Source organism: Gemmiger qucibialis, assembly GCF_027689445.1.
GTDB classification, from domain to species: domain Bacteria; phylum Bacillota; class Clostridia; order Oscillospirales; family Ruminococcaceae; genus Gemmiger; species Gemmiger qucibialis.
In genome coordinates this window covers 702,714-728,595 of sequence record NZ_JAQFEN010000001.1, presented here as the reverse complement: position 1 = coordinate 728,595, position 25,882 = coordinate 702,714, and the positions used below count along the sequence as shown (strand labels likewise).

Genomic DNA, 25,882 nt, shown 5'->3' with positions numbered 1-25,882 from the left:
TATGCGGTATTGCCCTAAAAAATAGGCGAATGAATAACTGTGCCGTAAGTACATGCTATGTACCCACGGCCAGCTTGCACTATTCTTATATTATAATATATTGGAAGTTTTTTCGGTACCTTTTTTTCAAAAAAGGTACAAAATCCCCCATAAATCCCCGTGAAATTAAATCATCGGTTGCCGCGGCGGTAGAACAGGGTGCCGGAACCACGGTCAGAGAACATTTCCAGCAGAACAGAATGAGGAACACGGCCATCAATGATAACAGCCTCATGCACACCCTCATAAATGGCATCGGCCATGCCCTCAATTTTGGGGATCATGCCGCCGGAGATGACGCCATGTGCCTTGTAGCCCTCTATCTCGGAAATCTCCACTTCGGGGATCAGGGTGGATTCATCGTCCTTGTCATACAGCAGGCCGACAATATCCGTCATGGAAACGAACTTTTCGGCGTGCAGGGCAATAGCAATGGCGGCTGCAGCAGTATCGGCGTTGATGTTGTAGGCAATGCCGTTTTCATCCATGCCAACCGTGGCAATGACCGGGATAAAGCCATCGTTGAGCAGGTGCTCAATCAGGGTGGTGTCCACTTTTTCCACGTTGCCCACATAGCCTAGGTCTACATCACTCTTGCGGGAGCAGGTGATGGTGTGGCCGTCCAGACCACACAGGCCAACGCCGCGGCCCTTGAGCAACGCAACCAGATCCTTGTTGACCTGACCGGCCAGAACCTGCTGCACAATGCTCATGGTTTCTTTATCGGTATAACGCAGGCCGTTGACAAACTTGGATTCCTTGCCCACGCGGTTCAGCATCTGGTTGATGGCCGGGCCGCCGCCGTGTACCAGCACAACGCGCACACCCAGCAGGGTCAGGGTGACAAGGTCGTTCATAACGGCCAGTTTCAATTCCTCGTTTACCATGGCATTGCCGCCGTATTTGATCACCAGGGTTTTGCCGTGATATTTCTGGATGTAGGGCGTGGCTTCCGAAAAAAGCAGCGCCATTTCCTCGTTTTTCATAAATCGCTCCCCAAACGTAAAAGTAGCAAGATAAGTTAGGAGTTAGGAGTTGGCGGTGTGCGCTGCGCGCACAAATTAAAGGCAATACCGCATAATTCTAAGTGCCGATACGGCGAGTGAGGTACGGCAGATGCTAAGCCAAAAGCGCAGATAATACTGGATGCTGCAAAGGTGAGCGCCGCCAGTGGCGGAAACAGCGAACCGAAGCAGGGACAGCGGTCGCAGAGTGCGAGGGGCTTTTGCCCCCGAAGCACGATGCGGGTACCGCAACCCGACATTATCGAGCATTTTGGCAACGCAGATGCCGTGCCGCAGCCGTCGGAGCGGTGCTTAAGCCGTCAGGCGGGAATTGTGCGGTGATGCCTAAAAGCTACAGGCCTAAACGAGCCGTTCATTGCTCGTTCCTCATTCCTAATTTCTAATTGCAAAATCAGGTCCGGTAATCGCCGTTGATCTTAACATAGTCATAGGTCAGATCGCAGCCCCAGGCTTTGCCGCTGGCTTCGCCGGTGCCCATATCGACTTTGACCAGGATGTCGTGCTCGCCCAGAACCGCATAGGCTTCGTCCTCGCTGAACGGATGGTAGGCGGCGTTTTCGCACACAAACACCTCGCCTGCCTTGCTGGCAATGCGCACGCTGACCTTGTCGATGGAAAAATCCCCCGGCGTATAGCCGATGGCGCACAGGATGCGGCCCCAGTTGGCGTCGCGGCCAAACACGGCGGCCTTGAACAGGTTGGAGCAGACAACGCTCTTTGCCACGGCGCGGGCAATCTCGTGGGTGGGGGCGTGGGTCACTTCGCAGGTGATCAGGTGGGTGGCACCCTCGCCGTCAGAAGCATGCAGGGCGCACATATGCTCCGCCACAGCGCCCAGGGCAGCCAGGAATTTGTCATACTCCGGGCCTTCGGTCACAACAGGCTCGTTGCCCGCCAGGCCGGAAGCCAGCAGCAGCAAGGTATCGTTGGTGGAGGTATCCAGGTCAACGCTCATCTGGTTGTAGGTAGTGGGCACAACGGCGCGCAGTGCCTTTTGCAGCAGCTCCGGGCTGACGGCAGCATCGGTGGTGTAGAACGCCAGCATGGTGGCCATGTTGGGGGCAATCATGCCGCTGCCCTTGCCGATCGCGCCAAGGCGGCAGGTTTTGCCGGCCAGCTCAAATTCAATGGCATATTCTTTCTCGTAAGTATCGGTGGTCATAATGGCCTTGGCAGCTTCGCTGCTGCCCTCGGCGCTGGCCTGCAGCCTGGCCGCTGCGGCGGGAATACCGCGGGCGAACGGGTCAATCGTCATGGGCTGGCCGATAACGCCGGTGGAAGCCGGCAGAACATCCTCGGCTGCAATGCCCAGCTGCTGGGCCACCAGGGCGCAGCACTCATTGGCCAGATCCACACCGTTGGCGGCGCAGGTGTTGGCGTTGCCACTGTTCACCAGAACAGCCTGTGCGTGGCCGTCCACCAGGTGGGCGCGGTCAACCTTGATGGGGGCGCCATACACCTTGTTGGTGGTGTAAACACCGGCAGCGGCACAGCGTACATCCGCCTTGATGATGGCCAGATCCAGCTTGTTGGGATTGGCCCGGAACCCGGCATGTACGCCGGAAGCAGAAAAACCCTTGGCGGCACAAACGCCGCCGGGAATGACCTTATACTTTGCCATGTTACTTTTCCTCTTTCCCACAAATAACATCAAAATTAGAAATTAGGAATGAGCAATGAGAAATTGAAGGATTCACTTGGCGGTGTAAAAATTGCTAATTTCTCATTTCTAATTCTTAATTAAAGTTCCAGCCCTTTCGTTTCCTCCAGCCCCAGCATGATGTTCATGCACTGCACGGCGGCACCGGAGCTGCCTTTGCCAAGGTTGTCCAGCAGGCTGATGAGCAGCATCCGCTTGCCGTCGGGGGAAACAGTAGGGTAAATTTCCAAGGTGTCCTTGCCGGCCAGCGCATTGGCGGGCAGGAACTTGGGGGCAGTGCCCAAAGCGTGCACCTTGATCATGGTTTCGCCTGCGTAATACTCCTGCAAAGCGGTGGCCAGCTCCTCAGCGCTGTGGCCCACAAGGTCCAGACGCAGGGGAACGGTAACTTCCATGCCGCAGTAGTAGTCATCCACAATGGGACAGAACACCGGCGGCTCCGCAAGGCCGCAGATCTTCTGCATTTCCGGCAGGTGCTTGTGATCCAGCGTTAAGCCGTAGGGGCGCGGGCTTTCAAAGGCAATGTCGCGCTCCGGGTCGCGGTACTGGGCAATGCCACTTTTGCCTGCGCCGGAATAACCGGAAAGCCCGTGGCAGGTCAGCGGATAATCTGCAGCCAGCAGGCCAAGCTCCACCAGCGGGGCCACCAGCGTGATAAAGCCGGTGGCATAGCAGCCCGGAACAGCCACGCGGTTGGCGGTGCGCAGAGCATCCCGTTTGCCATGCAGCTCCGGCAGGCCATACACCCAATCCGGCGCGGTGCGGTGTGCGGTAGAAGTGTCCAGAATACGCACATCGGGGCGCAGCAGGGGCACAACCTCCCTGGCTGCAGCATCCGGCAGGCACAAAAAGCTCAGATCGCTCTGGTTAATCACGGCAGCGCGGGCGTTTACATCCTTGCGGTCGGCTTCGGAAATGTGCAGGATCTCAAATTCATCCCGTGTGGCCAGGCGGTCCGCAATGCGCAGGCCGGTTGTGCCGGAAGAACCATCCACAAAAATTTTATACTTAGCCATCCCAAACAAACCCCTATCTATTACAGCGTTCAGCAGTTGATTTTGCTTTTTACATCCGCGATCTGTTTCAGCACGCTGGCCTGAGTGGGGCCGCCGTAACTGGTGCGGCCCTCGCAGCAGTGCGTCAGGTCAATGGCGTCATAGATGTCCGCCTCAAACAGATCACTGTACTGCTTGAATTCGTCCAGCGTCAGCTCTTCCAGCGTTTTGTCTGCCCGGATGCAGGCACCCACCATGGTGCCGGTGCATTTGTAAGCATCGCGGAACGGCATGCCTTTCTTGGTCAGGTAGTCGGCGCAGTCCGTTGCGTTGATAAAGCCCTTGGCGGCGGCGCGGCGCATGTTGGCGGGCAGCGGCGTCATGGTGGCCAGCATCGGGGTGATGGTTTTTAAGCACAGCTCCAAAGTGTCCACCGCGTCAAATACGGCTTCCTTGTCCTCCTGCATGTCCTTGTCGTAGGCGAGGGGGAGGCCCTTCATCATAACCAGCAGGGTGTTCAGGTCGCCGTAAACGCGGCCGGTCTTGCCGCGGATCAGCTCGGTCACGTCCGGGTTTTTCTTCTGCGGCATAATGGAAGAACCGGTGGTGAAAGCGTCGTCCAGCTCAATGAACTTGAACTCCCAGCTGCACCACAGGATGATCTCTTCCGACAGGCGGGACAGATGCATCATGCAGGTGGCCATGGCGCTGGTCAGCTCAATGCAGAAATCGCGGTCAGATACGCCATCGATCGAGTTGCCGCAGGGAGCAGCAAAGCCCAACTCCTGTGCCGTATAAAAACGGTCCAGCGGGTAGGTGGTGCCAGCCAGAGCGCCGGAGCCCAACGGGCACTCAGCGTCCATGCGGGCGGTGGCGTCCTGCATGCGGCCTAGGTCGCGCAGCAGCATCCAGGCGTAAGCCATCAGCTGGTGGCCAAAGGTGACCGGCTGGGCGCGCTGCAGATGGGTGTAACCGGGCATAACATAGGAAGAAGATTTTTCTGCCTGGTCGCAGATGGTCAGGATCAATTCCTTGATCTGCCCCTGCAAGTGGAGCGATGCTTCCCGCAGGTTCAGGCGGATATCCAGCGCAACCTGGTCGTTGCGGCTGCGGCCGGTGTGCAGCCGCTTGCCAGCATCGCCCACGCGGGCGGTCAGAGTCTGCTCCACAAAGGTGTGCACATCCTCGGCATTGGGGTCAATCTCCAACGCGCCGTTGTGCAGATCGTTCAAAATGGATTGCAGGCCCTTGTGGATATCGTCCACATCCTGCTGGGAGATGATGCCCTGCTTGCCCAGCATAGCAGAGTGTACCATGCTGCCGTGGATATCCTGTTCGATCATCCGCGCATCAAAGCGGATGGAAGAGTTAAAGTCGTTCACGCGGCTGTCCACCGCTTTGCTGGAACGTCCCTGCCAAAGTTGGGGCATAAGAAAACCTCCGGTGTTATTGTAATGAATAGAGAATAAAGAATAATGAAAAATGTTGGTGTGCGCGCCGCGCGCGCAAATAAAATAGATACAGCCTTTTAATGGGGGCTCAGTCTGATGTTTGCTGCGACCTTGGCTTTTTTTGAGCTGTGCCGCAGGCACGGCGGTCCACCATCATTATTATTTATTCATTATTCTTTTTTCTTTTTATAGTATATACTGGAACGCCAAAGCCGCCAAGGGGGTCAATGCCTCCCTGGCGGCAGTTTTGTTAATGGAAAAATGCGATTACTTTACTTCCGGCCAGTTCTTTGCCAGCTTGGCGCGCTCAGCAATGGGCAGGCCAAACAGGTTGATAAAGCCGTTTGCATCAAACTGATCGTAATCCTCATCCTCGCCGAAGGAAGCAGTCTGCTCATCGTACAGGGTGAACGGGCTGGTAACACCAGCGTTGATCAGGTTGCCCTTGTACAGCTTCAGTTTCACATCACCGGTAACGGTCTTCTGCAGGTCGTCGGTGAATGCGCTCAGGGCTTCACGCAGCGGGGTGAACCACTTGCCATCGTAAACCAGCTCGCCCATCTTCTGAGCAACGGACTCCTTGAAGTGGAAAGCATCCTTGTCGATGGTGATGGTTTCCAGAACGTTGTGAGCCTTGTACAGGATGGTGCCGGCGGGGGTTTCGTACACGCCGCGGCTCTTCATGCCGACAAGACGGTTCTCAACGATATCCAGCTGGCCAATGCCATTCTCGCCGCCGATCTTGTTCAGGTACTCAATCAGGGCAACACCGTCCATCTCCTTGCCGTCCACAGCGGTGGGAATGCCCTTCTCAAAGTGGATGGTAACATAGGACGGGGTATCCGGTGCCTGCTCCGGGGAAACACCCAGCTCCAGGAAGCCGGGCTTGTTGTACTGCGGCTCCAGAGAGGGCTTTTCGAGGTCCAGACCCTCGTGGCTCAGATGCCACAGGTTCTTGTCCTTGGAGTAGTTGGTCTCACGGTTGATACGCAGGGGAATGTTGTGTGCCTCGGCGTAATCGATCTCTTCGTCACGGCTCTTGATGTCCCACTCACGCCACGGGGCGATGATGGCCATTTCGGGGGCCAGTGCTTTTAGGGCCAGCTCAAAACGAACCTGGTCGTTGCCCTTGCCGGTGCAGCCATGGCAGATGGCATCGGCATTCTCTTTCTTGGCAATCTCAGCCAGTGCCTTTGCGATGCACGGACGAGCATGAGAAGTGCCCAGCAGGTACTCTTCGTACTTGGCATCGGCTTTCAGGCAGGGCCAGATGTAGTTTTCAACGTAATCTTTCTTCAGGTCCAGAACGTACAGCTTGGAAGCGCCGGTCTTGAGGGCCTTTTCTTCCAGGCCGTCCAGCTCAGTGCCCTGGCCAACGTCGCCGGAAACAGCAACAACTTCGCAGTTGTTGTAGTTCTCTTTCAGCCAGGGAATGATGATGGAGGTATCCAGACCGCCGGAGTAAGCCAGAACAACCTTTTTAATATCTTCCTTTTTCTTTTTCATAAGAACTGCCCTCTTTCAAAATTCTATCCGCCGAAGTGGCTGAATATTTATTCATTTCATGCTTCTTATTATACACGCCCTGCAACAAATTGCAACACGGCATATTGCACAAGGAAATTTCAACTTATAGAGATAACTTTGTTCTAGAGCTTGCATTTTGCGGCGTAAAGGGAAAAAACAAAACGGATTATTTGCATTTTTATTCATAGAATTGAATATTTGCCGCATAAAGCCCGCATATCGCAGTTGAAAAAGGATGCAGAAAAGTGCCAAAGGGTACAAAAAAGCTCTTCCCCACAAAACGGGGAAGAGCGGAGAGGAAAAGATGATGACAAGTTGGAAGGATTGATCCTGCAAGGGTAGGACAGTGGCGCTTTGTCCCGGCAAAGTTATTCTTTGCTGGCACATTCGGCGCAAACGCCGGTCACGGTCAGGCAGTGGCCTTCAATACGCAGGCCGGGAACATTTTTGATCAGGGCGTTCAGCTCGCCTTCCGGCAGATCAAGGTTAATGATCTTGTGGCACTTGCGGCAGTAAAAATGCTCATGGGAGTTGGGGTCCCAGTCAAAGCATTCGGCACCGCTGATCATGCCAACACGGCCGATCATATCGTTATCAGCCAGGGTGTTCAGGTTGCGGTACACCGTGCCCAGGCTGATATGAGGGCAGCGCTCACGGGCATAACCGTAAATCTGCTGCGCAGAAAGATGCTCTTTATGCTCTTGAATGGTTTCCAGAATAATCTGGCGCTGCCAAGAATATTTCATAGCGAGTGTTCTCCTTAAAGTTACGGATGATTCATCTTCGACACACTTTTAACGAACGCCGATTTTTAACTTATTTTAACACTGGGGTACTACTATGTCAATATATTAAATGCGAAAAATCCGCAAAAAGTTTCGTAGCTTAAAATAAAATGAACAAACCGGGTGAAACCTGAAAAAATGAAGAATTTTGTACTGCACTTTATTGCGCTATTGTGTATAATACAGGAACAAAAATCGGAACAACACCGGGAATGGCTGCCAGCTGATGCCTGCAAAGCCCATGGCTGCGCTATTTGTGCCGCAGCACTGCCGGCGCAGAAAAGGGAAAAAAACTTTTTGAAAAAATTCAAAAAAATGCTTGACAAATGGTGCCGAAACCCGTATACTAATGGAGCACCGTTTGAGATGCACACCACATGGCGGTATAGCTCAGTTGGCTAGAGCATTCGGTTCATACCCGAAGTGTCACCGGTTCAAATCCAGTTACCGCTACCATAAATACAGGGTTTCGCTAAAATACTTGGGGGCCGGTTGCAATCGTGACTGGTAAGTTGCTTGCTGTTTTAGCAAAATCCTGTATCTCTTAGGCCCGTTGGTCAAGCGGTTAAGACACGGCCCTTTCACGGCTGTAACATGGGTTCGATTCCCGTACGGGTCACCAAAAAGCCTTAGCGTTAGCTAAGGCTTTTTTCTTTTGTATTTTAGCCCTCGTACCACACATTATACCACATCTTTGGCGGTTGGAATATATAAAGTAAAGGCAGCACCGCACAATTCCCGCCTGACGGCTTAAGCACCGCTTCGGCGGCTGCGGCACGGCATCTGCGTTGCCAAAATGCTCGATAATGTCGGGTTGCGGTACCCGCATCGTGCTTCGGGGGCAAAAGCCCCTCGCACTCTGCGACCGCTGTCCCTGCTTCGGTTCGCTGTTTCCGCCACTGGCGGCGCTCACCTTTGCAGCATCCAGTATTATCTGCGCTTTTGGCTTAGCATCTGCCGCACCTCGCTCGCCGTATCGGCACTTAGAATTATGCGGTATTGCCCTTGATTTTGTTTGTAGGGGCAGATGCTTGTCATCAGCCCGCAGCAACCTTGCGGAATTGGCAGGTATAGTTTGGTGAGCGGCAACAGCCCGATGCGAGCATCGGATCCTACAAATCATTTGCAGTGCTTGCCACAGTCGATAAAGGTTTCTCCACGGCGGGATGAGGGCATCCCGCCCTACAGATTGCTTGCATTGCCTGCTGCCTATTATAAAAAGCTCTGTAGGGAACGGCTTATTCCGGCTCAAGAGCCGAATCAGCGGTCTGGTTGGCCTCTGAAGTTCGACTGCGGGCGCAGTGACCTACCGTACATTTTCCGAATAACGCTGCCGGCCAAAAATCTCTCTCCATTTTATCCCATTCGCCCTGAAAAATATGTTGACAAACCGCGTTTCATCTGGTATATTATACAAGCAATCTTTTGCGGTCATGGCCCGTTGGTCAAGCGGTTAAGACAGCGGCCTCTCACGCCGTTAACGTGGGTTCGATTCCCGCACGGGTCACCAAGACAGCATAATCCGAACTTAATTCTTTATGAGAATGGGTTCGGATTTTGTTTTTGTATTGATGATTTATATACGAAATAGTACACAAGAAGTGACAGTAATCTATGCGATTACTGTCACTCTTATATTTGAAAATTTCAGTTTGAGATGTGACTGTACAGCGATAAAAAAGATTCTTTGTTTACTTTAAGGAGCAATTGTGGTATATTAATCATATAAGCTATATGAATTATTGCGAGTTAAGAGTGGTATTCAATAGTAAGTGTGGGTTGTTAGAGTTTGTCTGGGTAGGTGATTAAGGTGGCTGATAATAGTAGAGCAATTAACCGTGTTTTCACGCGAAAAGTTATCAGCGATCTGGTACAGGACGGGAAAAGTGATGTGTTTGACTATGTTGTGAAACGCTACGTTGAAGATCCTTCCGGAAAAACTCATGGTCAACTAATAAGTGAAATCTATACGCGTCTTAATCAACAACAGCGTAATGAATATTTTTATATGAATACGTTGTTGAATAAGTTGCTTTGCGGAATTCATAATGTGAACACAACGGTTGCGTTTTCTCAAGTTAGAATCGAACATTCGATTGCTGATTTTGTTATGATAAATGGTGAGGGGCGCGTATATGAGATAAAGTCGGATCTTGATAATTTTAGTAGACTTCATAATCAATTACAGGATTATTTCTGTGCATTTAATAAAGTATCGGTTCTTGCATCTATACATGAGCAAGAAAAAGTGCGAGATGTCTTATCTTCTTTTGGCGAGATGGGGGAAGCAGTAGGAATTTACATATTGTCGGAGCAAGGAACAATATTTAGTAAGGAACGAAGCAAAGAACCAGTAGAATATAATGCAAATCTTAGACACTCTAGCATATTCAAACTTTTAAGAAAAAAAGAATATGAAAGTGTATTGAAAGAGTATTTTGGGTTCGTTCCAGAAACGGATCCCGTATTTCATTTCCGCGTATGCTTAGAAAAATTTGAAGAAATTCCAATCTTAGAGGCACAACATCTGGCATTGCAGGAAATGAAAAAACGTAGCAAAATTACAGTCGAACAATTTGGAAAGATACGGCCAGAACTGAAAGCTGTAGTATATTTTTCGAATTTAGAGAAACAAACGCCGATGCTTAATCAATTACTGGATACACCATACAGGAGGTAGTAATACCATGTATTTTCCCTACTTTCGCGGAAGGCAATATGAACTCCTAGCACTAAAGGAACTTGCATCTCAAAAATTGATTTCTAAATCGGTTATTCCCGTTATAGAACCGATAAAGCAGATTCCTGCGCTGAAGAATGCTTTGAAAGCCTTTAATGATGCGGGACTGCCAATTGGAATTATTGTTAATCCGAATGTGGGCGGTCTTATTGGAAAATCGGACGAAATTTGTTCTGTTTTGACAACATATCAAAGCACGGCATTTCCAGGAATTCTCATTAATAGTGATGCCCAATTGGCGCTTGAAAGACTTAGTGAGATAAATTTTAATAAGGAATCTCTGCTGACTGTAATGGATGATCAAGATAAGCAGCAGTTGTATGAAGCGATGGGGTTGAAAGATGCTCGATATACGCTTTGTCCATTTGACAGATATGTAATGCAAATGTCAATAAAAAACAGAGTCCTTTTTGAAGATAGATTCCGGAAAAGAAGCCGAAATGCAGATTACCCGAAAGATGAATTCTTTTCTAGAGATCATTTGGATTTTAGCGAAATTGCATTTGCTGGTAGCAATTTTGTTGGATTTGGAGATTACTCTATTATTGGAAAAGAGTATAACGAATCTGGCTTTGCACCATATGCGGTAGCGATTCATATAGTCTATTTTGAAAATGATAATTCGCTAAGAATTCGTCATTTTGTCTCAGATTCTAATGATGACATAACGGATGTCGCAGGGAAATTTTATGAAGCAGTATCGAAGCTTTATGAATGGTATATAACTGAAAATCAAGAGCGCCAGCTGACAATGGGCCTAAACACATTATTAGAGCACTATAAGAATAAAACGTATCCAGGGTTACCTACCCTAAAAAAGCTTTCTGTTATGCATCATCTTGAACTTGTTGGACGATATTTGGATGGAGACTTAAAATAATGAATTGTTGTGCCAACTGTTTTTCAGATGAGCAAATAAAAAAGATAATTGTAGATAATGGTCACATTGGAGACTGTGATTTCTGTGGCGAAAAGCAGGTTCCGGTTTGTAGTGTTGATGAAGCAACGGATATATCAGATTTGATATCAGATGTTTTGAGCGTCTACGAAGAAAATGAACGGGGAAGACCTCTTTTTAGTGCAATAATCGAAGATTGGAATATTTTTAGAAAGGATCTTCCGTCTTCAGCTAAACTAATAGAGGCTTTTTGCTCCACTATATACGATGACAGTAGCGCAAATTACAATGTTTCTGTAGAAATTCCCAGAGCACAACTTGAAGAATATGGAATTTTTTCAGGGCATACATGGGGCGAGTTCTCTAATGCTATAAAGAGAAAAAATCGATTCCACAACAATTATTTTAAGGCTGACCGATTTTCACCTTTTTTGGGATACTCTATAAGAAAATATCCGAAGGGAACGAAATTGTACCGTGCGAGAATTTGCAATGATATAAAAGGGTTCGAAAAGAGTGAAATGGGTGCGCCTCCGGCACATTTGAGAAAGGCGGGACGTGTAAATCCTGAGGGAATAGGCGTTCTGTATTTGACATCTGATGAACAAACGGCATTGAGCGAGGTAAGAGCGGGAACATTCGATTATGTGACGATTGGAACATTTCAACTGAAAAAAGAAATTCGAGTTGTAAACATTTCAGAATTAAATAAAATTAGCCCTGTGTTATATTCGAGCAACATTGAATCGCTTTCTGCGAATACAAAAATTTTTAGGGATATAGCAAATGAAATAGCAAAACCGCTTAGAAGAAATGATAGTGCACTTGCATATCTGCCAACACAGTTTATTACAGAATTTATTAAAAGCAATGGCTATGCGGGAGTCGCTTATACGAGCACTATGAGAACAGAAGGCATAAATGTTGCTGTTTTTGATGAATCAATATTTGAATGTGTTGCGGTTCATACGGTAGAGATTAATAATATCAGCTATTCTTATGAAAAAATTACATATGGACAGCAGAAATAACTTATCTAAAAAACGGAGCACATCTGTAATGGGTGTGCTCCGTTTTCTCTATATGGACTACTGAAAGGAAATTGAATTTTACGAGCCGTTTTTCTTGAAGGGTTCTCGTTCGTAATCTTGCTGGATATAGGGGAGAATAAACTTCGCAAATTGATTTATGTAGGAAGAGTCAATCTGCGGGTCTTTGATGGTTGGGATAATCTGGGTATCAGTGGATGTATTATCTGAAGGCTTCTGCGACAAAAATAGACTCCTTTGATGAAGTATGTAAATTGCTTGGTTGATAGGTATATTGTAGCAGAAAGGCTGTGCAGGATGTAAGGCTTTGCCTGTGCGGATTCAGTGCGGTATTTACTCAATAGGGATATAGCCCCATAGAACAGAGCTTAAAAGCTCAATAGCCTCCTCGCGGCGGGCATAGTAGGTGCGCAATGAAATAGGCGGTGCTTTGGATTCAAGAGCGCGCAGAATTTCGCTGCTGTTTTCATATTTGTGCGGTGAGAGGTAGGCGTAATAGAGAATCCAATAATACAACTCACCCTTTTTGTGCTTTTCCCGAATCAGATCAACGGCGGAATCAATAATGTGCAGCATCTTCGCGCTATGTTCCAAAGACTGGGAGCAATCCATAAGGCTGGCATCGGTCTTGTTAAGTGCAAGACTGTTAAGAACATCCCTGCCGGGACAGCCGTATTCTGCGCGAAATTCCTCTTGCAGATTGCGGCTGGAGACCTCTACGATCCACGCAATGTCACGGTACTTTTTCAAAAGCATTAGGGTATCGTGGTAATGTGGCAACATATCGGAAACTTGGCTACTGATTGGCATAGAAAACACTCCTTGACTTGTGATTTTTAAGAAGTGGCTGATTCGCCCCTTCATCCAGATAGCCACGGAGAACAGGGAAAACCTCTGATTTTTATAAATCTTTTTTATATTTTTTCCGCAGACGGCTGATTCGATTATGTACCATAGACTCCGGCATACCGATTCTCTGTTCGATTTCCTTTGCGGTATAGCCAAGGCTTTTGAGAAAGAGCATTTGCAGAGTCTGTGAATCAACTTCCCGAAGAAGCCGATACAAGCGTTCATCTTCGATATTGTCGAGAAAATCCTCTACGCTGCGCGGTGTGGTAGAGGAATCCTCAGACACGATTTCCGGGATTGTGCCTATATTGATGTGCCGTTGCCGATAGTTCCTGTCAGCCTTGAACATCTCCCAATCATAGGTGTGTAGGAACTGAATAGTATCCTCGTCAACACCCAATTCTCGCAGTTGGGTTTCCTCTTTGTTTTTCCATTCGAGCCATTCCTTTTCGGCTCTGGCCTTGTTGTAAGCCATGCTTTACCTCCATCAGATTGAGTTTTTCAAACTGATGGAGGCTGGAGGACCACGGCAACAAAAAGTGCCTATCCACAAAGCGTGGATAGGCAAATAAGAAGAATAAGGAACACGAACATGAACAGAAAGTTCATGTTTTAAGGTAGCAGAATCCCCACAGATGACCAGACTTTTTTTGATGAGTCAGAGGGTCGAAAACTATAAAACGGCAAGCACATAGCGGTGTCCTCTCAGCGCCACCGTATGTACGATAAAACTATTTAGCAGACAAAAAGAACCGGCGGCTTTGATTACTCAAAAGCCACCGGTTCAAAATAGGCGTGTTAAAATTCTTCTGCTGTACGACGGCTTTTTTCTTTTGCCGTCGTGCGGCAGGTGTTTTACTTTTTATTCTTTTGTATTACATGGACGATTATGGCAACTAAAATAATTGCGGCGACCATACCAATTAAAGGGAGCCATGTGTCGGTGATGCTTTGCAATACGGCATTCCAGTTTACATTTTCGGGCAACATAGTTTAGACCTCCAATTCTCGCTGTTCTGTGACAATACGTTTACAGGAAAGATACGTTGCAAGGAAATAACTTCCGTAGACAAGCAGAAAAAGAACGATTGTCAGTCCGATGTTGGTTGCGATATGGATGTTCATAAATTCTTCCACCACAGCCATTGCTTTGCCAATCAGGAAAGCAGAATACACGCCAGCGACGACTAGCGGAATGGCGAAGAACACGACTGTCTGCACAAAAAGCGTATGATCGATTTGCCTGCGGCCTGCACCCAGCTTTTGCAGCAAGCCATAACGATACACATTGTCGGTCGTTTCGGTAAGCTGTTTTAACGCTAGAAGTGCGGCGCAAATCAGCAAAAAGACCAACCCGATATAGCAGCAAAGGAAGCTCACCAAGGCATCAAGGCCGTAGAACGTCTCATACATCATGTTCTTTTCGGCATACCGATAGCCGTGTGTACTATCCAATCCAATCGGAATCATCTTTTGCAAAATTTCATTGGAATCTGCATTCGGCTCATATTGCACCAAAAGCGCATTTACATCTTTTTCAAGTGATGCGGTGACGGAATCGGGAACAATCAAGGTGCCGCGGTCATTGTTGCCAACCGACGTCATAATGTATGTTTCCTGCAACACTTTATCTTCTGCACGCTGTAAAGTCACCCCACCAACCGTGATTTCCGGGTGGCTCTGCAATGCAGCAGCAATATACCGATACGTTCCATTGTAGTTGCAGTTCAACAGGTATTGGCCATCGTTCAGCGTGATGGGTGCTTTGTTCTGCATGGCTAAGGCACGATTCAAGTCCGAAATGGAGATTACGGAAACCTTGCTGTCAGGAACTTTTTCATCAATTGGCCAAAATTTGACTTTTTGTCCTTCAAATAGTTCAGAGTAGGTCATATCGGCCTCGTAAACACTGATTTGCTCTGTAGCTTTGGCGTAGTTGCTTATGGTAATATCGTGTGCAGCGAGATAGGCAGCAATATCGCTGTCCCCATCAACAGAAACATTGGAAAGCACGTTCAAATCATAGGGCGTTGCAGATTGAGACATTTTGTTCATAGCAAGCGCTGTGCTCGCGCCAATCGACACGGCGCAGATCGTGATGGTCAGCAATCCGCATACAACCGTTACCACAAGATAATTGGTTCGGATTTTACTGCCAATCTGACGGACAAGGAACGTATTCAGACCTTTCAGGTAAAAGCATTTCCTCGCACTTGCTACTTGCATGAAAACGGCTGACAGCGAGTAGAACAGCAGAAAAGTTCCCGCGACCAATGCCGCCGCTGCCAACTGGAACAGATTATTTTCATGCGATGGCAGAACCCCGTTTTTGTTGAACAGCGCGGCAGAAATTCCGATGCAAAGCAGCGAGAGCAGGAACAGACAAACCGGCAAGATGCGGTTTTCATTCTGCATACTTTCGTTTTTTCTGCCGTCCGTCAATAGGTCAATCAATTTAACATTGGTGACAGACCGAATATTGAAAAGCATGACGATAAAAAAGATGATTGTGAAACACAACACGGTCTGGCGAAGCGCTCCGGCTGAAAACACGATCCGAAACTTTTCAAGATTGATTGCAAAAAGCCGCAATGCAATCAAAGAAAACCCTTGCGAAAAGAAAAAGCCCAAAAGCAATCCTGTGCCCAGCGCAATGATGCCAACACAAAGCGTTTCGCCTGCAAACAACCGGGAAATACGCCCTTTTTTCATGCCGAGCATCATATACACGCCTAATTCCTTTTTGCGACGTTTCAATAAAAACTGATTGGCATAAAGAATCAGAAAAGCCAGAACAACCGCAATCATAGTGGAAAGCGTAGAAAGCATAATGCCGAGCTGACGATATAAGAGCGTGCCGGTCATGCCCATATTGGAAAAAGCCGGCTGGTCAGAAATGGAATTGAACGCATAGAACAAACTGACCGAAAGCGTCAAGGTAAGAAAATAAATCAGATAGTCACGAATGTTCTTGCACACATTTCGGAAAATCAGCTTACATGTGTTCACTCTGTTCACCTCCCAAGACGGAAACTACTTCCAGAATTTTTGTAAAAAATTCTTTGCGCGTATCCGTCCCACGATGCAGTTCGTTGAACACCTGCCCATCTTTGATAAACAAAATGCGATTGCAATAGCTGGCAGAAAAAGCGTCATGTGTTACCATGAGAATCGTTGCTGAAAGCCGCTCGTTCAATTCAGTCAACATTGTCAACAACATTCGGGAAGAATTGGAATCCAGTGCGCCGGTCGGCTCATCTGCCAGTACGATGGCGGGATTTGTCACCATCGCTCTTGCAGCAGCTACTCTCTGCTGCTGACCGCCAGACATCTGATAGGGATATTTACCCAATACATCCTGAATGTTCAGCGCTTGGGCAATCTGTGGAATACGCTGCTCTATTTCACTGGGTTTAGTGCCTGCGATGGAAAGGGCCAGAGAGATATTTTCATAGGCGGTCAAGGTGTCCAGAAGATTGAAATTCTGAAAAATAAATCCCAGCTTTTTTCCTCGAAAGTCTGCAAGCTGTGCCCCGTGAAGCGCCGTGATGTCCTTTTCTTCTACATAGATATGACCGCTGGTGACGGTATCAATCGTGGAAATGCAGTTCAGCAAGGTGGTTTTGCCAGAGCCGGAAGCACCCATGATGCCGAGAAATTCTCCTTTGCGAACAGAAAAAGAAATGTGGTCGATGGCTTTTGTCAGGTTGCCTTTGTTACCGTAAAATTTTTGGATGTCATCCACCCGTAAGATCGTATCGCCCATAGGTCAGGCTCCTTTCTCAAAAGCGCTTTGCTTTTGTGCTTTTACTCTACCACAAGGAATTTTCCGATGCCATTAAATTGGATTACATTTGTATTACTAAAGTGTAAGGTTGAAAAAAGCGAGGCTTTACAGCCCCGCCGCCTGCAAATAGCTTTCCGTAGGAAAAACCATCGTCACAGTCGTTCCCTGTCCCGGAACGCTGGAAATAGAAAGTGAGATATTCATTTTTCGACATAGCCTTTGGCTCAAGTACAAACCAATGCCGGTTGATTTGGAATAACGGCGGCCGTTTTCACCGGTAAAGCCTTTGTCGAACACGCGCGGCAAGTCAGCAGCAGAAATACCAATGCCATTATCGGAAATGAAAAGAGATACCGTGTTTTTCTCTGCTCTGGCTGAAAATTCAACTTGTAAATTATCTTTCCGATACTTGATAGCGTTGGACAGAATCTGTCCGATCACAAAGGTGCAGCTCTTGCTGTCTGCGGCCACGGGAATATCCAGTTCCTTTAGAACCGGCTTTCCACCTGCCTGAATCAACGGCTTTGAGTACGTTTTTAGCGCAGCGTACACCAATGCCTGCAAGGTGGTTTTCTCCACCTTAAAGTCCTTTTCCACATCGGTACTGCGGGCGTAATATAGCACCTGCTCCACATAAGCATCAATTTTCCGCAGTTCATCGTCAATTCGCAATGTGGTAGGATTCTTTTCATTTTCAACGATCAGCCGGGCAGAGGTGATAGGCGTTTTGATTTCATGCACCCATGAATCAAGGTATTCCCGATATTCACGGTTCTCCTGTTCTGCACATGCAAGCTGGTCGTTCTGATATTTGTTGCAACACCGCAGAACGTCCACCAAAATCTGCCCCTCTAAAAAATGAGGCGGCACCAGTAACTCGCCTAAAAGAGTTTTTATGTCCATCTGCTCTGTCATTTTTTGAAGCAGATTATAAAAACTCTGCTTGCGGAAAAAATCATACAGCAGCGCTGTACTGTACGCTGCAAGTAAAATCACCTCGGCAAACAGAATAAACACAGCAGGTGTTTCAATCAGCCAAAGGAGCGCAAGCAGCACGAGTGCAGCCACCAGCATATAAATCAGGGAAAAGATACGGTCAAGCAGATACTCGGATAACTTCATACGCAATACCCTAAACCACGTTTCGTTTCCAGATAGTCCGGCAGACCGATTTCGGTCAGTGCTTTCCGTAACCGAACGATGTTGACATTCAATGTGTTTTCGTCTATAAATTGTTCACTCTGCCAGAGTTCATCAATAATAGCGTCACGGGGAATAATGTTGCCCTTGTTCACCATAAGCAGGCGCAAAATCCCAAGTTCATTTTTGGTAAGTGATTTTTTGTTCCCTTGATAGCTGATTTCCGCCTTGAGCAAATTTAAGGTCAAGCCTTTGTGCGTGAGAACGATGTTGTCCTGTACTTCATAGGTCCGAGCCAGAAGTTTTTGGATTCGCGCCAAAAGGATCTGTGCATTGTACGGCTTTGCAATATAATCATCTGCACCGATGTTCAAGCTCATCAACTCGTCAAAATCGCTGTTTCTGCTGGTAAGTACAATGATAGGAAGATTGGATTTCTGTCGGATTTCTCTGCATACTTGGAAACCATCCTGATAGGGCAGATTGATGTCTAAGAGAATCAAGTTAGCCCCTGATGAAAGAGCAGCTTGCACAATGTGGTGAAAATCATCGCTGCTGTCGCATTGGTAGCCGTACTTTTGAAGAAGCTGAACAAGTTCCTCGCGGATTGCCGGTTCATCTTCTATAATGAAGATTTTCATGCTCACACCTCCATATTCTATTATATTTCGATTTTCCAGAGAATACAATGCGTAAAGCATGAACAATAAAGTTTAATTAAAAAGCGTTTTGCATCATTTAACCTGTGACACATGAACTATAAAATGTAAACAGGTGATGCAAAATGGCAAGAATTGAAGACTGCCCGGGATTTGAAACCTTTGGCGCAGATATAAAAGAGGCACGAAAGGCGAAGCGTCTTACTCGAAAAGATTTAGCTGAAAAAGTAAATGTTGACACACGGTATCTTGCCAATATCGAAAATAAGGGTACGATTCCAAGTCTGCCGGTCATTATTCAGCTAGTAAAAATCTGCGGTCTGCCGATGGAGCGCTATTTTAATCCTACTGTTATGCGGCAGGAAAGTAAGCTGCGCGAAAGAGTAGGGCAGAAGCTAAGGCTTTGCCCGGAACAATATCTGTCAATTATTGAGGGAGCGATTGATGGGGCAATCCAATTAGGTGAAACGGAGGAGGCCTAAGGGCTCTCTACATTACGATGTTTGACTATGCCTTTGTGTGGTGACGCGAGGATATGTCAGCATCGGCGTATTGGTAAATTGTCGCACATTCAGCATAGTTTTGCTACTCATCGTAATCGGCGCATTGAAAAGCATAGCTAGTAAGTATTTCTTTGGGTTTCGTATACAGGTGCTATGTGTTTGCAGCGATTCGAGTACATAGCGGATATGCTCGCTTGTCAGCTGCATCAGGCGGCTGCGCACAAGGTCTGCGGGAAAAATATTGATCCCAAACCGCTGTGTCGAGTTCTGATTTTGAACCGCCTCCACGATAAGTTCGCTGATTTCTTTAAGTACTGGGGCGGCTTCGGGCATATTGCGGCAGAGTAAATCAAGCTCTAGGTTCCCCTGCACCTGCTCCCGCACAGCGTCGGTATCGGATAAGATTAGATCCGTATTTTGTTTCTCTTTATTTGGTATTTCTTTATTTAATTGTGTGGGATTCTCCTGCGCAGTAGAATCGGACACAGGTGTTTCCAGTACAGGCGACACAGAAAAATCATCACAGTTTTCAACATCGGAATCCTCGATGTGTGGATACTCGTAGACAAAATAATCGCAGCCGCGAAGCTGCCCACGCTCGTCACGGATGCGGGAACGGACGACATATCCGGCGGCCTCCAGTTCGTGAACGGCAGTGCGAACGGCATCAATGCTTTCTTTGTTGATGGCGGCAAGGCCGCGCAGCGTATAATCCCAGTCATTAGGAAGTGACAGCATTTGCGAGAGCAGCCCTTTGGCTTTCAAGGAGATAGTCTTATCCCGCAGATGATGGTTGCTCATAACGGTAAAGTTTTTGGTACGTTCTACACGAAAAACAGGCATTTATAATCCTCATATAAGATGGCGGGCAGCCGACGAGACTGCCCGCCGTTTTGTGTGTTATGTGTTAAATGAACGGTAGGAAACGAGCCTTGAAGTTTTGGAAGTCGATAATCTGCAATTCGATGTTATCCCCGCAGAGTGGCCGCAGCGCGTCTGCCTGAAAATCGAAGCAAACCAAGATGCCGGTGCTATTCAGCAAGTCCAAGGCAGAGACGAATCGGTAGAGTCGGGGAATGTCGGGTAGATAGCAGAACAAAATCGGCGCGCCTGAATCATCGACAGCATCACATTCGAGGCGGCTGTTCGGCAGGGACGGCTGAAATTCTTGCAGAAGTGCAGCGTTCACCTGCATGGTGATTTCTGGGCAGCAGAGTAGCTGCAAGAGCGTTTCTCCATAGGAATTATTCGTCAAAAAGTAAAAATGTTCGTAGCCGTCATTAAGCAAGAAGTGGTCGAGGCTGCGAGTCCGGGAACGCGCTAACAAGGTGTGAAGAATATCCATGTTATCCGACAGCAAAAGTCCGCTTGCTTTTAGATTGAAAGAAATCTTTGTGCGGCATACTTGCTCCAGCATGACTTTGGAACGCATCTCGACTTGTGGCTCAAAGACCGGCAGAAATTCCATGCTGTTATACACGGCGAAAACGCGGTTGGACGTGAACAACGCGCCTGCCATTCGTGAGCCACGAATTTTCAGCATTTCGAGTTCGGCTTCTTTCATTTCGCGGGAATCATAAAAGTAAGGTTGTTCAATATGGAACGGGCCACTTGCGGCTGGGGAGAAAATCGGCGGCTTTTCATCACGATAAATCATTGTGCCTGCATTCAGCATCGTTACATAGGTCTGTGCGATACGGTGCAGCCGAATACGGCGCGGAACTTCCGACTTGATGGCATTCGTGTCGCTGCATCCGGATAAGTAGAATGCAAAGCGCTCAGGCTCTTGCTGCAATAACAGCCGTTTTGTGCGAACACCGAGCCGATAGCCGCGAAGATGGTGACTGGAAAAGATGCGCAGGAGCTTGTCATGCGTCAAGGACGTGACGACTTTTTTGCGGTAACTTTCACTCGCGGTAAGGCGGGAAGAACCGGCGCAAGGAACCTCGCCGCATATGGCCGTGAGCGACAACAGCTCATAATTGAGGCTGTTATGGGACGGTAAAGTTGGAGACTGTGAAGAAATAGGAATCACCTCGTTTTCCTACCGTAAGCACATTATCCTCGGTGCAGCGTTTCCACTTGGAATGCCTAAAAGACGATTGTGACGCGGAAAAGCTGCCAAAATGTGCAAGTAGAGATTTTTTGAAGAACTTTTTGACGAAATGGAGGTCAGTTTTTACGGATTTTTCTTGTCCAGCCATGCAGAAAATTTCTCTTTTTGCATGACGGAAATGATAGTGCAGGACGAATCCGCAAATCGTGTTGTCTGGAACTGGTCGCACAAAGCGCCGGTGTCATCGGTCATACAGTACAGCGCGATGATGTCCAGAACTTCTTTCATTTCTAGGTTGTCATAATCCCGCACGGCTTTGATGGGTAGGCATCTGTCATAGATGTGTTCGATGCAGATGGTACATTCGCAGAAGTGGGGAAGATTTTGTTGTTCGGCATACTGCTTTAATGCTGCATGAATTGCGGGCTGCAAAAATTTGAAGCCTTCGGTGCGGGTCTTTTTGAGCAGTAATGCGGGCAGTCTAACGGACAGAATGTCGTCATCTACATTGAGCCGGATACCCTGCATCTCAGCGGCTTGCAGATAGTAGTCCTGCGGCATGCCGCCGCAAACGGTAAACAGAAAATTGCGAAGCTGGGCGGTACTGCGCTCACTCAAAAGAGCAGCACTTTTGGCTGTCTTAATAAATTGCTCCGGCGCGGGGGCGGGCAGCAGATGTTCCAGCTCGTACAGCTTCTTGTTTATGTCGATCAGGCTGCGCTGTTCCAAACGGATGCGTGTTAAAAGAGTGCCGGTATTCAATAGGAACCTCCGATTATACGTATAAATGACGTACACATTACGCAGTGAGTTACTTCTCCAAAAGCGGAGAGACGAATAATACGCATAAGGCGCGTATTAGGGCGATACAATGCGCATAGCGTAAACGCCCTGTCAGGGTGGACGTATTACGAGCATCTGCGGACACCTCCCACTGTCAAAATTTTGCACAAACAAAAAGAGCCGCGCCTGAAAAAATCAGGCACGACTCTGGATAAGTTCAACCTCTACGGTAGAACCCTATTTTGTGCATACTAATTCTAACATATGAGATTTACGGGGTCGATACAAAAGCTGTGCGGATGTTGTGCGAATATTGTGTGGCAAGAAAAATAGGATGACGTAACAAATATATCTGTTGAAATTAAATAGTACCATACAACACACAGGAGGAAACTTTATGGAAGGGAGTGTGTAGGGTCTACAAAACTATAATTAATACGATCCGCAGAACTAATGATGATTTCTTCTGCAACTGCCCGCATTAGAGGAATTTCTTTTCCAAGATGCTTGTCATGCTTAAAAGGCTCATATCTTAGCCGCTCGCCATACTTACTATGAACAACGGCGTTACGTGTTGCATAGATGCGATCACGGATAGAAGAATAGACTCTTTCGGACTCATCTTCAAAATCAATCAATTTTCCGTCATCTGTAAAAGGTACAGAAGTGGTTCGGTAATAGTCGATGGCTGAACTGTCTATACGAACAATTGAAGCTTTAAGTGTAGACAAATCAGGTATGTACCGTTTCAGGCACAAAAGTAAACCATTTCGTTCATTCCAAACGCCGTCATCACGCTGATCTCGCATTTTCTTTTTAATTACATTATAGAAATTATGGATGTCCTCGTATCTGTATGGTGAGAATGAAGGCCGTGTAATAAAACTAGCAATCACATGGAAAGCTTCATCTTCAGAAATCGACTGAAAAAAGAACTCTGCAACATGGTAAAATGCTAAATATTGCATAAAAGGAAGATTAGTGGCAAGAGCCTGTTGGTAGTATTTTGTCAAGTCTTGTTTATATTGTTTGTATGGAAATAATTGTCCATTGCGCCGAGTGCGGATTCGGCGAAATTTGCGCATATCTGTGAAGTCAGAAACAGCAAGTGGAACGTTAAAGTTGTAAGCAATATTAAAAAGGTAAGCATCAAATATACGCTTGAATTCTGTAATAGAATGATTTTGAGGAGAAGTCACCTTAACAGTACATATACGGAAAGTATCACAAAAATCCTCGAAATTTGTAATAATTTCTTTTGGAAACAATCGCATAGAGCTCACCTCATACTTATCTGGGGTGTTATGAAACGAGCAAAGCAAGGCAAAAATGTATTCCTGACTGGCTTTCGATGTAATGAAATGATAATTATGTTCAGTGACTTCAAAAGAATCCCGATCAAGTCTCATAAAAGCGGTAGGCCTGTTACGATCTTGTGATTGTACAGCTATTTCGATATAGTCGTTTTTTATGAGCATTTTATCTGTGCAAATATAATTGTCTGCAAGGAGTTCTATGATTGGCTGAATTTGTTCTAATGAAATTTGGGCAAAAAGTTCTTCATAGTCATTACTGGTTTCATAATCATAGCAAATTCTATTAACAATAAGAGAATCACCACAAATTGAAGCTTTTAGAGATTTCGTTACATTAGCAATCCCATGTATGAAATTTTCAATAGTGAACATATAGTTGCCTCCATAAGAATAGTGATGTGTTATAAACCTATAATACACAATAGTTTTCACTTTTTCAACATTTTGCCGCCGTGATTTTTGCATTTATTTAGTACTTGTGATAAAAAAATGAAGATGTTTGCTTTATCAACTGGTGAAAGTATGATGATTATATCGTTATTATATTGATCTTATTCAAATATTGAATAAGATGAACAACAAAAAATTTACTTTTTGTTGTTGGAATTTCCATATTCAAAGCGTATAAAGTAATAAAATGGCATGAGAGGAGGCGCAAAAATGCCAAGCAGTAATGTTGTAATATACGCCCGATACAGCAGCGACAACCAGCGCGAAGAATCCATCGAGGGCCAGCTGCGCGAGTGCAGGGCGTATGCCAAACGCAATGACATGAAAATCATCGGCAGTTACATAGACCGTGCGTTGTCAGCCAAGACAGACGCGCGACCGCAGTTCCAGAAGATGATCCAGGACAGCAATGCCCACAGATTCCAATTTGTCCTTGTGTGGAAGCTGGACCGATTCTCCCGCAACCGCTTTGACTCTGCGTACTATAAACGCGCACTTTCCAAGAACAATGTCAAGGTGATTTCCGCAACAGAACCAATCTCTAACACGCCGGAGGGCATCATGCTGGAAAGTATGTTGGAGGGCATGGCAGAGTATTATTCGGCTGAACTAGCGGAGAAAGTGACGCGTGGGCATACGGACAATGCACTAAAGTGCAAGTTTAATGGCGGCTCTGTACCGCTTGGCTACCGCATCAACGAGGAACGCCACTACGAACCTGACCCAGTGATGAGCCCTATTGTTCGGGAAGTGTTCGAGCGCTACGCCGGGGGAGAATCCATCAAGGAACTTTGCGCGGACATGAATGCTCGTGGCATACGGACCGGCTATGGCAGAAAGTTTGTAAAGAGTAGTTTTCAAAATATGCTGCGGAACCGCCGCTATCTGGGCGAGTATCGCTACAGGGATATAGTCACGGAAAACGCTTTTCCGGCACTTATCGACCAAGAGACATTTGACAAGGTACAGGCTCGAATGAAAGCAAACAAAAAAGCGCCTGCCAGATCGAAGAGCGACGAAGACTTCATCCTGACAGGCAAGTTGGTATGCGGCAACTGTGGTGCGTTGATGGTAGGTGACAGCGGCACAAGCCATACTGGGGCAACCTACTACTATTATAAATGTGGGCATCGCAAGCGCAAAGAGGGCGAACGATGCCACATGAAAGCATTCCGCAAAGAATTGATTGAATCCTTTGTAGTCAAGCAGGCGCTGGGATATGTGTTGCAAGACCGTGTAATTGCGATGCTGGCAGATGCCCTTGTAGAAAACCAGAAGCGCGAAAACACGCACCTGCCCGCGTTGCAAGAGGAACTAAAAAAGGTCAATAAGAAAATTGACAATATTGCCGCCGCGATAGAAGAGGGCATCATCACCCAGACAACAAAAGAGCGTCTGACAGCGCTGGAAGCCCAGCGCGATGAACTGCAAATCAGCATCTTTGAGGAAGAAACCTCTCATCCGAAGCTGACGAAAGAGTACGTTGTGCAGTGGTTGGAATCGTTCAAGAGGCACGACTTGCGTGACCACAAGGTACAGCGGCAAGTAATTGAATGCTTCGTAAACACAGTATATGTCTTTGAGGATAAAATAATTGTAAATCTAAACCTCCGCGATGGGGACAAGCCCATCGCGCTTTCTAAAGAGAATGGTTCGGATATTGAAACCTGCGGGTCACCAAAAAACACTCCAGCTTATGCTGGAGTGTTTTTTCGTGTATCCCGTGCGAGGAATCGAACAGGGCAGTGCGCCGCAGCGCACAAAAAACAGTCCAGTGGACTGTTTTTTAGCCCGCGGGAGATTCCCGCGTGTGTCATCAGAAACACTCCAGCTTATGCTGGAGTGTTTTTTCGTGTATCCCGTGCGAGGAATCGAACAGGGCAGTGCGCCGCAGCGCACAAAAAACAGTCCAGTGGACTGTTTTTTAGCCCGCGGGAGATTCCCGCGTGTGTCATCAGAAACACTCCAGCTTATGCTGGAGTGTTTTTTCGTGTATCCCGTGCGAGAAATCGAACCAGACGGTGCGCAGGTGCTTTTGTGCGCGATAATGGAACGCTGTGTTTTTGGTTGTATCCTTGACATGAAAATACCCCCAGAGCTTTCAGAGTTTTTTCTCTGTCTACTCTAGGGCAACACCGCACAATTCCCGCCTTGCGGCTTAAGCACCGCT

The 25,882-nt window shown here is 47.2% G+C and carries 21 protein-coding genes and 3 tRNA genes; 8 read left to right on the top strand and 16 right to left on the bottom strand.

Features of this window, described 5'->3' with window-relative positions:
• Window positions 1–170 precede the first annotated feature (170 nt).
• The 6 genes from argB to PG062_RS03270 all read right to left on the bottom strand — a co-directional run bounded on the left by argB (window position 171) and on the right by PG062_RS03270 (window position 7,443).
• A complete protein-coding gene (argB, locus tag PG062_RS03295; RefSeq protein ID WP_270751118.1) occupies window positions 171–1,025 on the bottom strand; it encodes an acetylglutamate kinase in 855 nt (284 codons plus the stop codon).
• Between the two features lie 430 nt (window positions 1,026–1,455).
• Window positions 1,456–2,685: a bifunctional glutamate N-acetyltransferase/amino-acid acetyltransferase ArgJ gene (gene argJ / locus PG062_RS03290; RefSeq protein ID WP_270751117.1), complete on the bottom strand. Its 1,230-nt coding sequence runs from the start codon at window positions 2,683–2,685 to the stop codon at window positions 1,456–1,458.
• A 119-nt stretch (window positions 2,686–2,804) separates the two neighbouring features.
• A complete protein-coding gene (gene argC / locus PG062_RS03285; protein ID WP_270751116.1) occupies window positions 2,805–3,740 on the bottom strand; it encodes an N-acetyl-gamma-glutamyl-phosphate reductase in 936 nt (311 codons plus the stop codon).
• A 29-nt stretch (window positions 3,741–3,769) separates the two neighbouring features.
• Window positions 3,770–5,149 (bottom strand): argininosuccinate lyase, encoded by a 1,380-nt coding sequence (gene argH, locus PG062_RS03280; RefSeq protein WP_270751113.1) that lies wholly within the window; start codon window positions 5,147–5,149, stop codon window positions 3,770–3,772.
• 288 nt (window positions 5,150–5,437) lie between these two features.
• A complete protein-coding gene (locus PG062_RS03275; protein WP_114000615.1) occupies window positions 5,438–6,676 on the bottom strand; it encodes an argininosuccinate synthase in 1,239 nt (412 codons plus the stop codon).
• A 389-nt stretch (window positions 6,677–7,065) separates the two neighbouring features.
• Window positions 7,066–7,443 carry a Fur family transcriptional regulator gene (locus PG062_RS03270; protein WP_114000616.1) on the bottom strand — a complete coding sequence of 126 codons (378 nt, stop codon included), beginning with the start codon at window positions 7,441–7,443 and terminating at the stop codon, window positions 7,066–7,068.
• Window positions 7,444–7,861: 418 nt separating this feature from the next.
• On the opposite strand from PG062_RS03270, the gene PG062_RS03265 reads away from it, so the two are divergent.
• The 6 genes from PG062_RS03265 to PG062_RS03240 all read left to right on the top strand — a co-directional run bounded on the left by PG062_RS03265 (window position 7,862) and on the right by PG062_RS03240 (window position 12,151).
• A tRNA-Met gene (locus tag PG062_RS03265) sits at window positions 7,862–7,938 on the top strand.
• Window positions 7,939–8,029: 91 nt separating this feature from the next.
• A tRNA-Glu gene (locus PG062_RS03260) sits at window positions 8,030–8,104 on the top strand.
• An 813-nt stretch (window positions 8,105–8,917) separates the two neighbouring features.
• Window positions 8,918–8,992, top strand: a tRNA-Glu gene (locus PG062_RS03255).
• 300 nt (window positions 8,993–9,292) lie between these two features.
• On the top strand, window positions 9,293–10,162 hold the full coding sequence (locus PG062_RS03250) for a sce7726 family protein (protein WP_270751111.1): 870 nt from the start codon (window positions 9,293–9,295) through the stop codon (window positions 10,160–10,162).
• Between the two features lie 7 nt (window positions 10,163–10,169).
• On the top strand, window positions 10,170–11,102 hold the full coding sequence (locus PG062_RS03245) for a sce7725 family protein (RefSeq protein ID WP_270751110.1): 933 nt from the start codon (window positions 10,170–10,172) through the stop codon (window positions 11,100–11,102).
• Window positions 11,102–12,151: an RES family NAD+ phosphorylase gene (locus tag PG062_RS03240; protein WP_270751108.1), complete on the top strand. Its 1,050-nt coding sequence runs from the start codon at window positions 11,102–11,104 to the stop codon at window positions 12,149–12,151. Before PG062_RS03245 ends, PG062_RS03240 begins: the two co-directional genes overlap by 1 nt.
• A 351-nt stretch (window positions 12,152–12,502) precedes the next feature.
• Here PG062_RS03240 and PG062_RS03235 read toward each other — a convergent pair whose 3' ends face one another.
• From PG062_RS03235 to PG062_RS03210, 6 genes are all read right to left on the bottom strand, one after another.
• Complete coding sequence (locus PG062_RS03235) at window positions 12,503–12,979, bottom strand: hypothetical protein (RefSeq protein WP_270751107.1); 477 nt, start codon at window positions 12,977–12,979, stop codon at window positions 12,503–12,505.
• 91 nt (window positions 12,980–13,070) lie between these two features.
• Window positions 13,071–13,493: an RNA polymerase sigma factor gene (locus PG062_RS03230; protein ID WP_270751106.1), complete on the bottom strand. Its 423-nt coding sequence runs from the start codon at window positions 13,491–13,493 to the stop codon at window positions 13,071–13,073.
• A gap of 518 nt (window positions 13,494–14,011) precedes the next feature.
• Window positions 14,012–16,027 (bottom strand): FtsX-like permease family protein, encoded by a 2,016-nt coding sequence (locus PG062_RS03225; protein WP_270751105.1) that lies wholly within the window; start codon window positions 16,025–16,027, stop codon window positions 14,012–14,014.
• On the bottom strand, window positions 16,014–16,784 hold the full coding sequence (locus tag PG062_RS03220) for an ABC transporter ATP-binding protein (RefSeq protein ID WP_270751104.1): 771 nt from the start codon (window positions 16,782–16,784) through the stop codon (window positions 16,014–16,016). The genes PG062_RS03225 and PG062_RS03220 overlap by 14 nt, the downstream gene beginning before the upstream one ends.
• A gap of 126 nt (window positions 16,785–16,910) precedes the next feature.
• Complete coding sequence (locus PG062_RS03215) at window positions 16,911–17,927, bottom strand: sensor histidine kinase (protein ID WP_270751103.1); 1,017 nt, start codon at window positions 17,925–17,927, stop codon at window positions 16,911–16,913.
• A complete protein-coding gene (locus tag PG062_RS03210) occupies window positions 17,924–18,586 on the bottom strand; it encodes a response regulator transcription factor (RefSeq protein ID WP_097784655.1) in 663 nt (220 codons plus the stop codon). The genes PG062_RS03215 and PG062_RS03210 overlap by 4 nt, the downstream gene beginning before the upstream one ends.
• Before the next feature lie 143 nt (window positions 18,587–18,729).
• On the opposite strand from PG062_RS03210, the gene PG062_RS03205 reads away from it, so the two are divergent.
• Window positions 18,730–19,086 (top strand): helix-turn-helix transcriptional regulator, encoded by a 357-nt coding sequence (locus PG062_RS03205; RefSeq protein WP_177713572.1) that lies wholly within the window; start codon window positions 18,730–18,732, stop codon window positions 19,084–19,086.
• A 12-nt stretch (window positions 19,087–19,098) separates the two neighbouring features.
• On the opposite strand, the gene PG062_RS03200 is transcribed toward PG062_RS03205, so the two are convergent.
• From PG062_RS03200 to PG062_RS03185, 4 genes are all read right to left on the bottom strand, one after another.
• Window positions 19,099–19,950, bottom strand: coding sequence for a DUF6017 domain-containing protein (locus tag PG062_RS03200; protein ID WP_177713573.1), 852 nt, complete (start codon window positions 19,948–19,950; stop codon window positions 19,099–19,101).
• A 64-nt stretch (window positions 19,951–20,014) separates the two neighbouring features.
• Complete coding sequence (locus PG062_RS03195; protein ID WP_270751100.1) at window positions 20,015–20,986, bottom strand: hypothetical protein; 972 nt, start codon at window positions 20,984–20,986, stop codon at window positions 20,015–20,017.
• A 300-nt stretch (window positions 20,987–21,286) separates the two neighbouring features.
• The gene (locus tag PG062_RS03190) at window positions 21,287–21,925 is read right to left on the bottom strand and encodes a DUF6100 family protein (protein ID WP_177713575.1); all 639 of its coding nucleotides are present in this window, start codon (window positions 21,923–21,925) and stop codon (window positions 21,287–21,289) included.
• Between the two features lie 416 nt (window positions 21,926–22,341).
• Window positions 22,342–23,634 carry a hypothetical protein gene (locus tag PG062_RS03185; protein WP_177713576.1) on the bottom strand — a complete coding sequence of 431 codons (1,293 nt, stop codon included), beginning with the start codon at window positions 23,632–23,634 and terminating at the stop codon, window positions 22,342–22,344.
• A gap of 288 nt (window positions 23,635–23,922) precedes the next feature.
• Here PG062_RS03185 and PG062_RS03180 point away from each other — a divergent pair, with 288 nt between their 5' ends.
• On the top strand, window positions 23,923–25,791 hold the full coding sequence (locus tag PG062_RS03180) for a recombinase family protein (RefSeq protein WP_270751097.1): 1,869 nt from the start codon (window positions 23,923–23,925) through the stop codon (window positions 25,789–25,791).
• The last annotated feature ends 91 nt before the right edge of the window (window positions 25,792–25,882 follow it).

What these genes read in the sequence shown, in the direction of transcription:
- argB (WP_270751118.1), bottom strand. Translation starts at nt 1,025, where the DNA reads ATGAAAAACGAGGAAATGGCGCTGCTTTTTTCGGAAGCCACGCCCTAC.
- argJ (WP_270751117.1), bottom strand. Translation starts at nt 2,685, where the DNA reads ATGGCAAAGTATAAGGTCATTCCCGGCGGCGTTTGTGCCGCCAAGGGT.
- argC (WP_270751116.1), bottom strand. Translation starts at nt 3,740, where the DNA reads ATGGCTAAGTATAAAATTTTTGTGGATGGTTCTTCCGGCACAACCGGC.
- argH (WP_270751113.1), bottom strand. Translation starts at nt 5,149, where the DNA reads ATGCCCCAACTTTGGCAGGGACGTTCCAGCAAAGCGGTGGACAGCCGC.
- PG062_RS03275 (WP_114000615.1), bottom strand. Translation starts at nt 6,676, where the DNA reads ATGAAAAAGAAAAAGGAAGATATTAAAAAGGTTGTTCTGGCTTACTCC.
- PG062_RS03270 (WP_114000616.1), bottom strand. Translation starts at nt 7,443, where the DNA reads ATGAAATATTCTTGGCAGCGCCAGATTATTCTGGAAACCATTCAAGAG.
- PG062_RS03245 (WP_270751110.1), top strand. Translation starts at nt 10,170, where the DNA reads ATGTATTTTCCCTACTTTCGCGGAAGGCAATATGAACTCCTAGCACTA.
- PG062_RS03240 (WP_270751108.1), top strand. Translation starts at nt 11,102, where the DNA reads ATGAATTGTTGTGCCAACTGTTTTTCAGATGAGCAAATAAAAAAGATA.
- PG062_RS03235 (WP_270751107.1), bottom strand. Translation starts at nt 12,979, where the DNA reads ATGCCAATCAGTAGCCAAGTTTCCGATATGTTGCCACATTACCACGAT.
- PG062_RS03230 (WP_270751106.1), bottom strand. Translation starts at nt 13,493, where the DNA reads ATGGCTTACAACAAGGCCAGAGCCGAAAAGGAATGGCTCGAATGGAAA.
- PG062_RS03220 (WP_270751104.1), bottom strand. Translation starts at nt 16,784, where the DNA reads ATGGGCGATACGATCTTACGGGTGGATGACATCCAAAAATTTTACGGT.
- PG062_RS03215 (WP_270751103.1), bottom strand. Translation starts at nt 17,927, where the DNA reads ATGAAGTTATCCGAGTATCTGCTTGACCGTATCTTTTCCCTGATTTAT.
- PG062_RS03210 (WP_097784655.1), bottom strand. Translation starts at nt 18,586, where the DNA reads ATGAAAATCTTCATTATAGAAGATGAACCGGCAATCCGCGAGGAACTT.
- PG062_RS03205 (WP_177713572.1), top strand. Translation starts at nt 18,730, where the DNA reads ATGGCAAGAATTGAAGACTGCCCGGGATTTGAAACCTTTGGCGCAGAT.
- PG062_RS03200 (WP_177713573.1), bottom strand. Translation starts at nt 19,950, where the DNA reads ATGCCTGTTTTTCGTGTAGAACGTACCAAAAACTTTACCGTTATGAGC.
- PG062_RS03185 (WP_177713576.1), bottom strand. Translation starts at nt 23,634, where the DNA reads ATGTTCACTATTGAAAATTTCATACATGGGATTGCTAATGTAACGAAA.
- PG062_RS03180 (WP_270751097.1), top strand. Translation starts at nt 23,923, where the DNA reads ATGCCAAGCAGTAATGTTGTAATATACGCCCGATACAGCAGCGACAAC.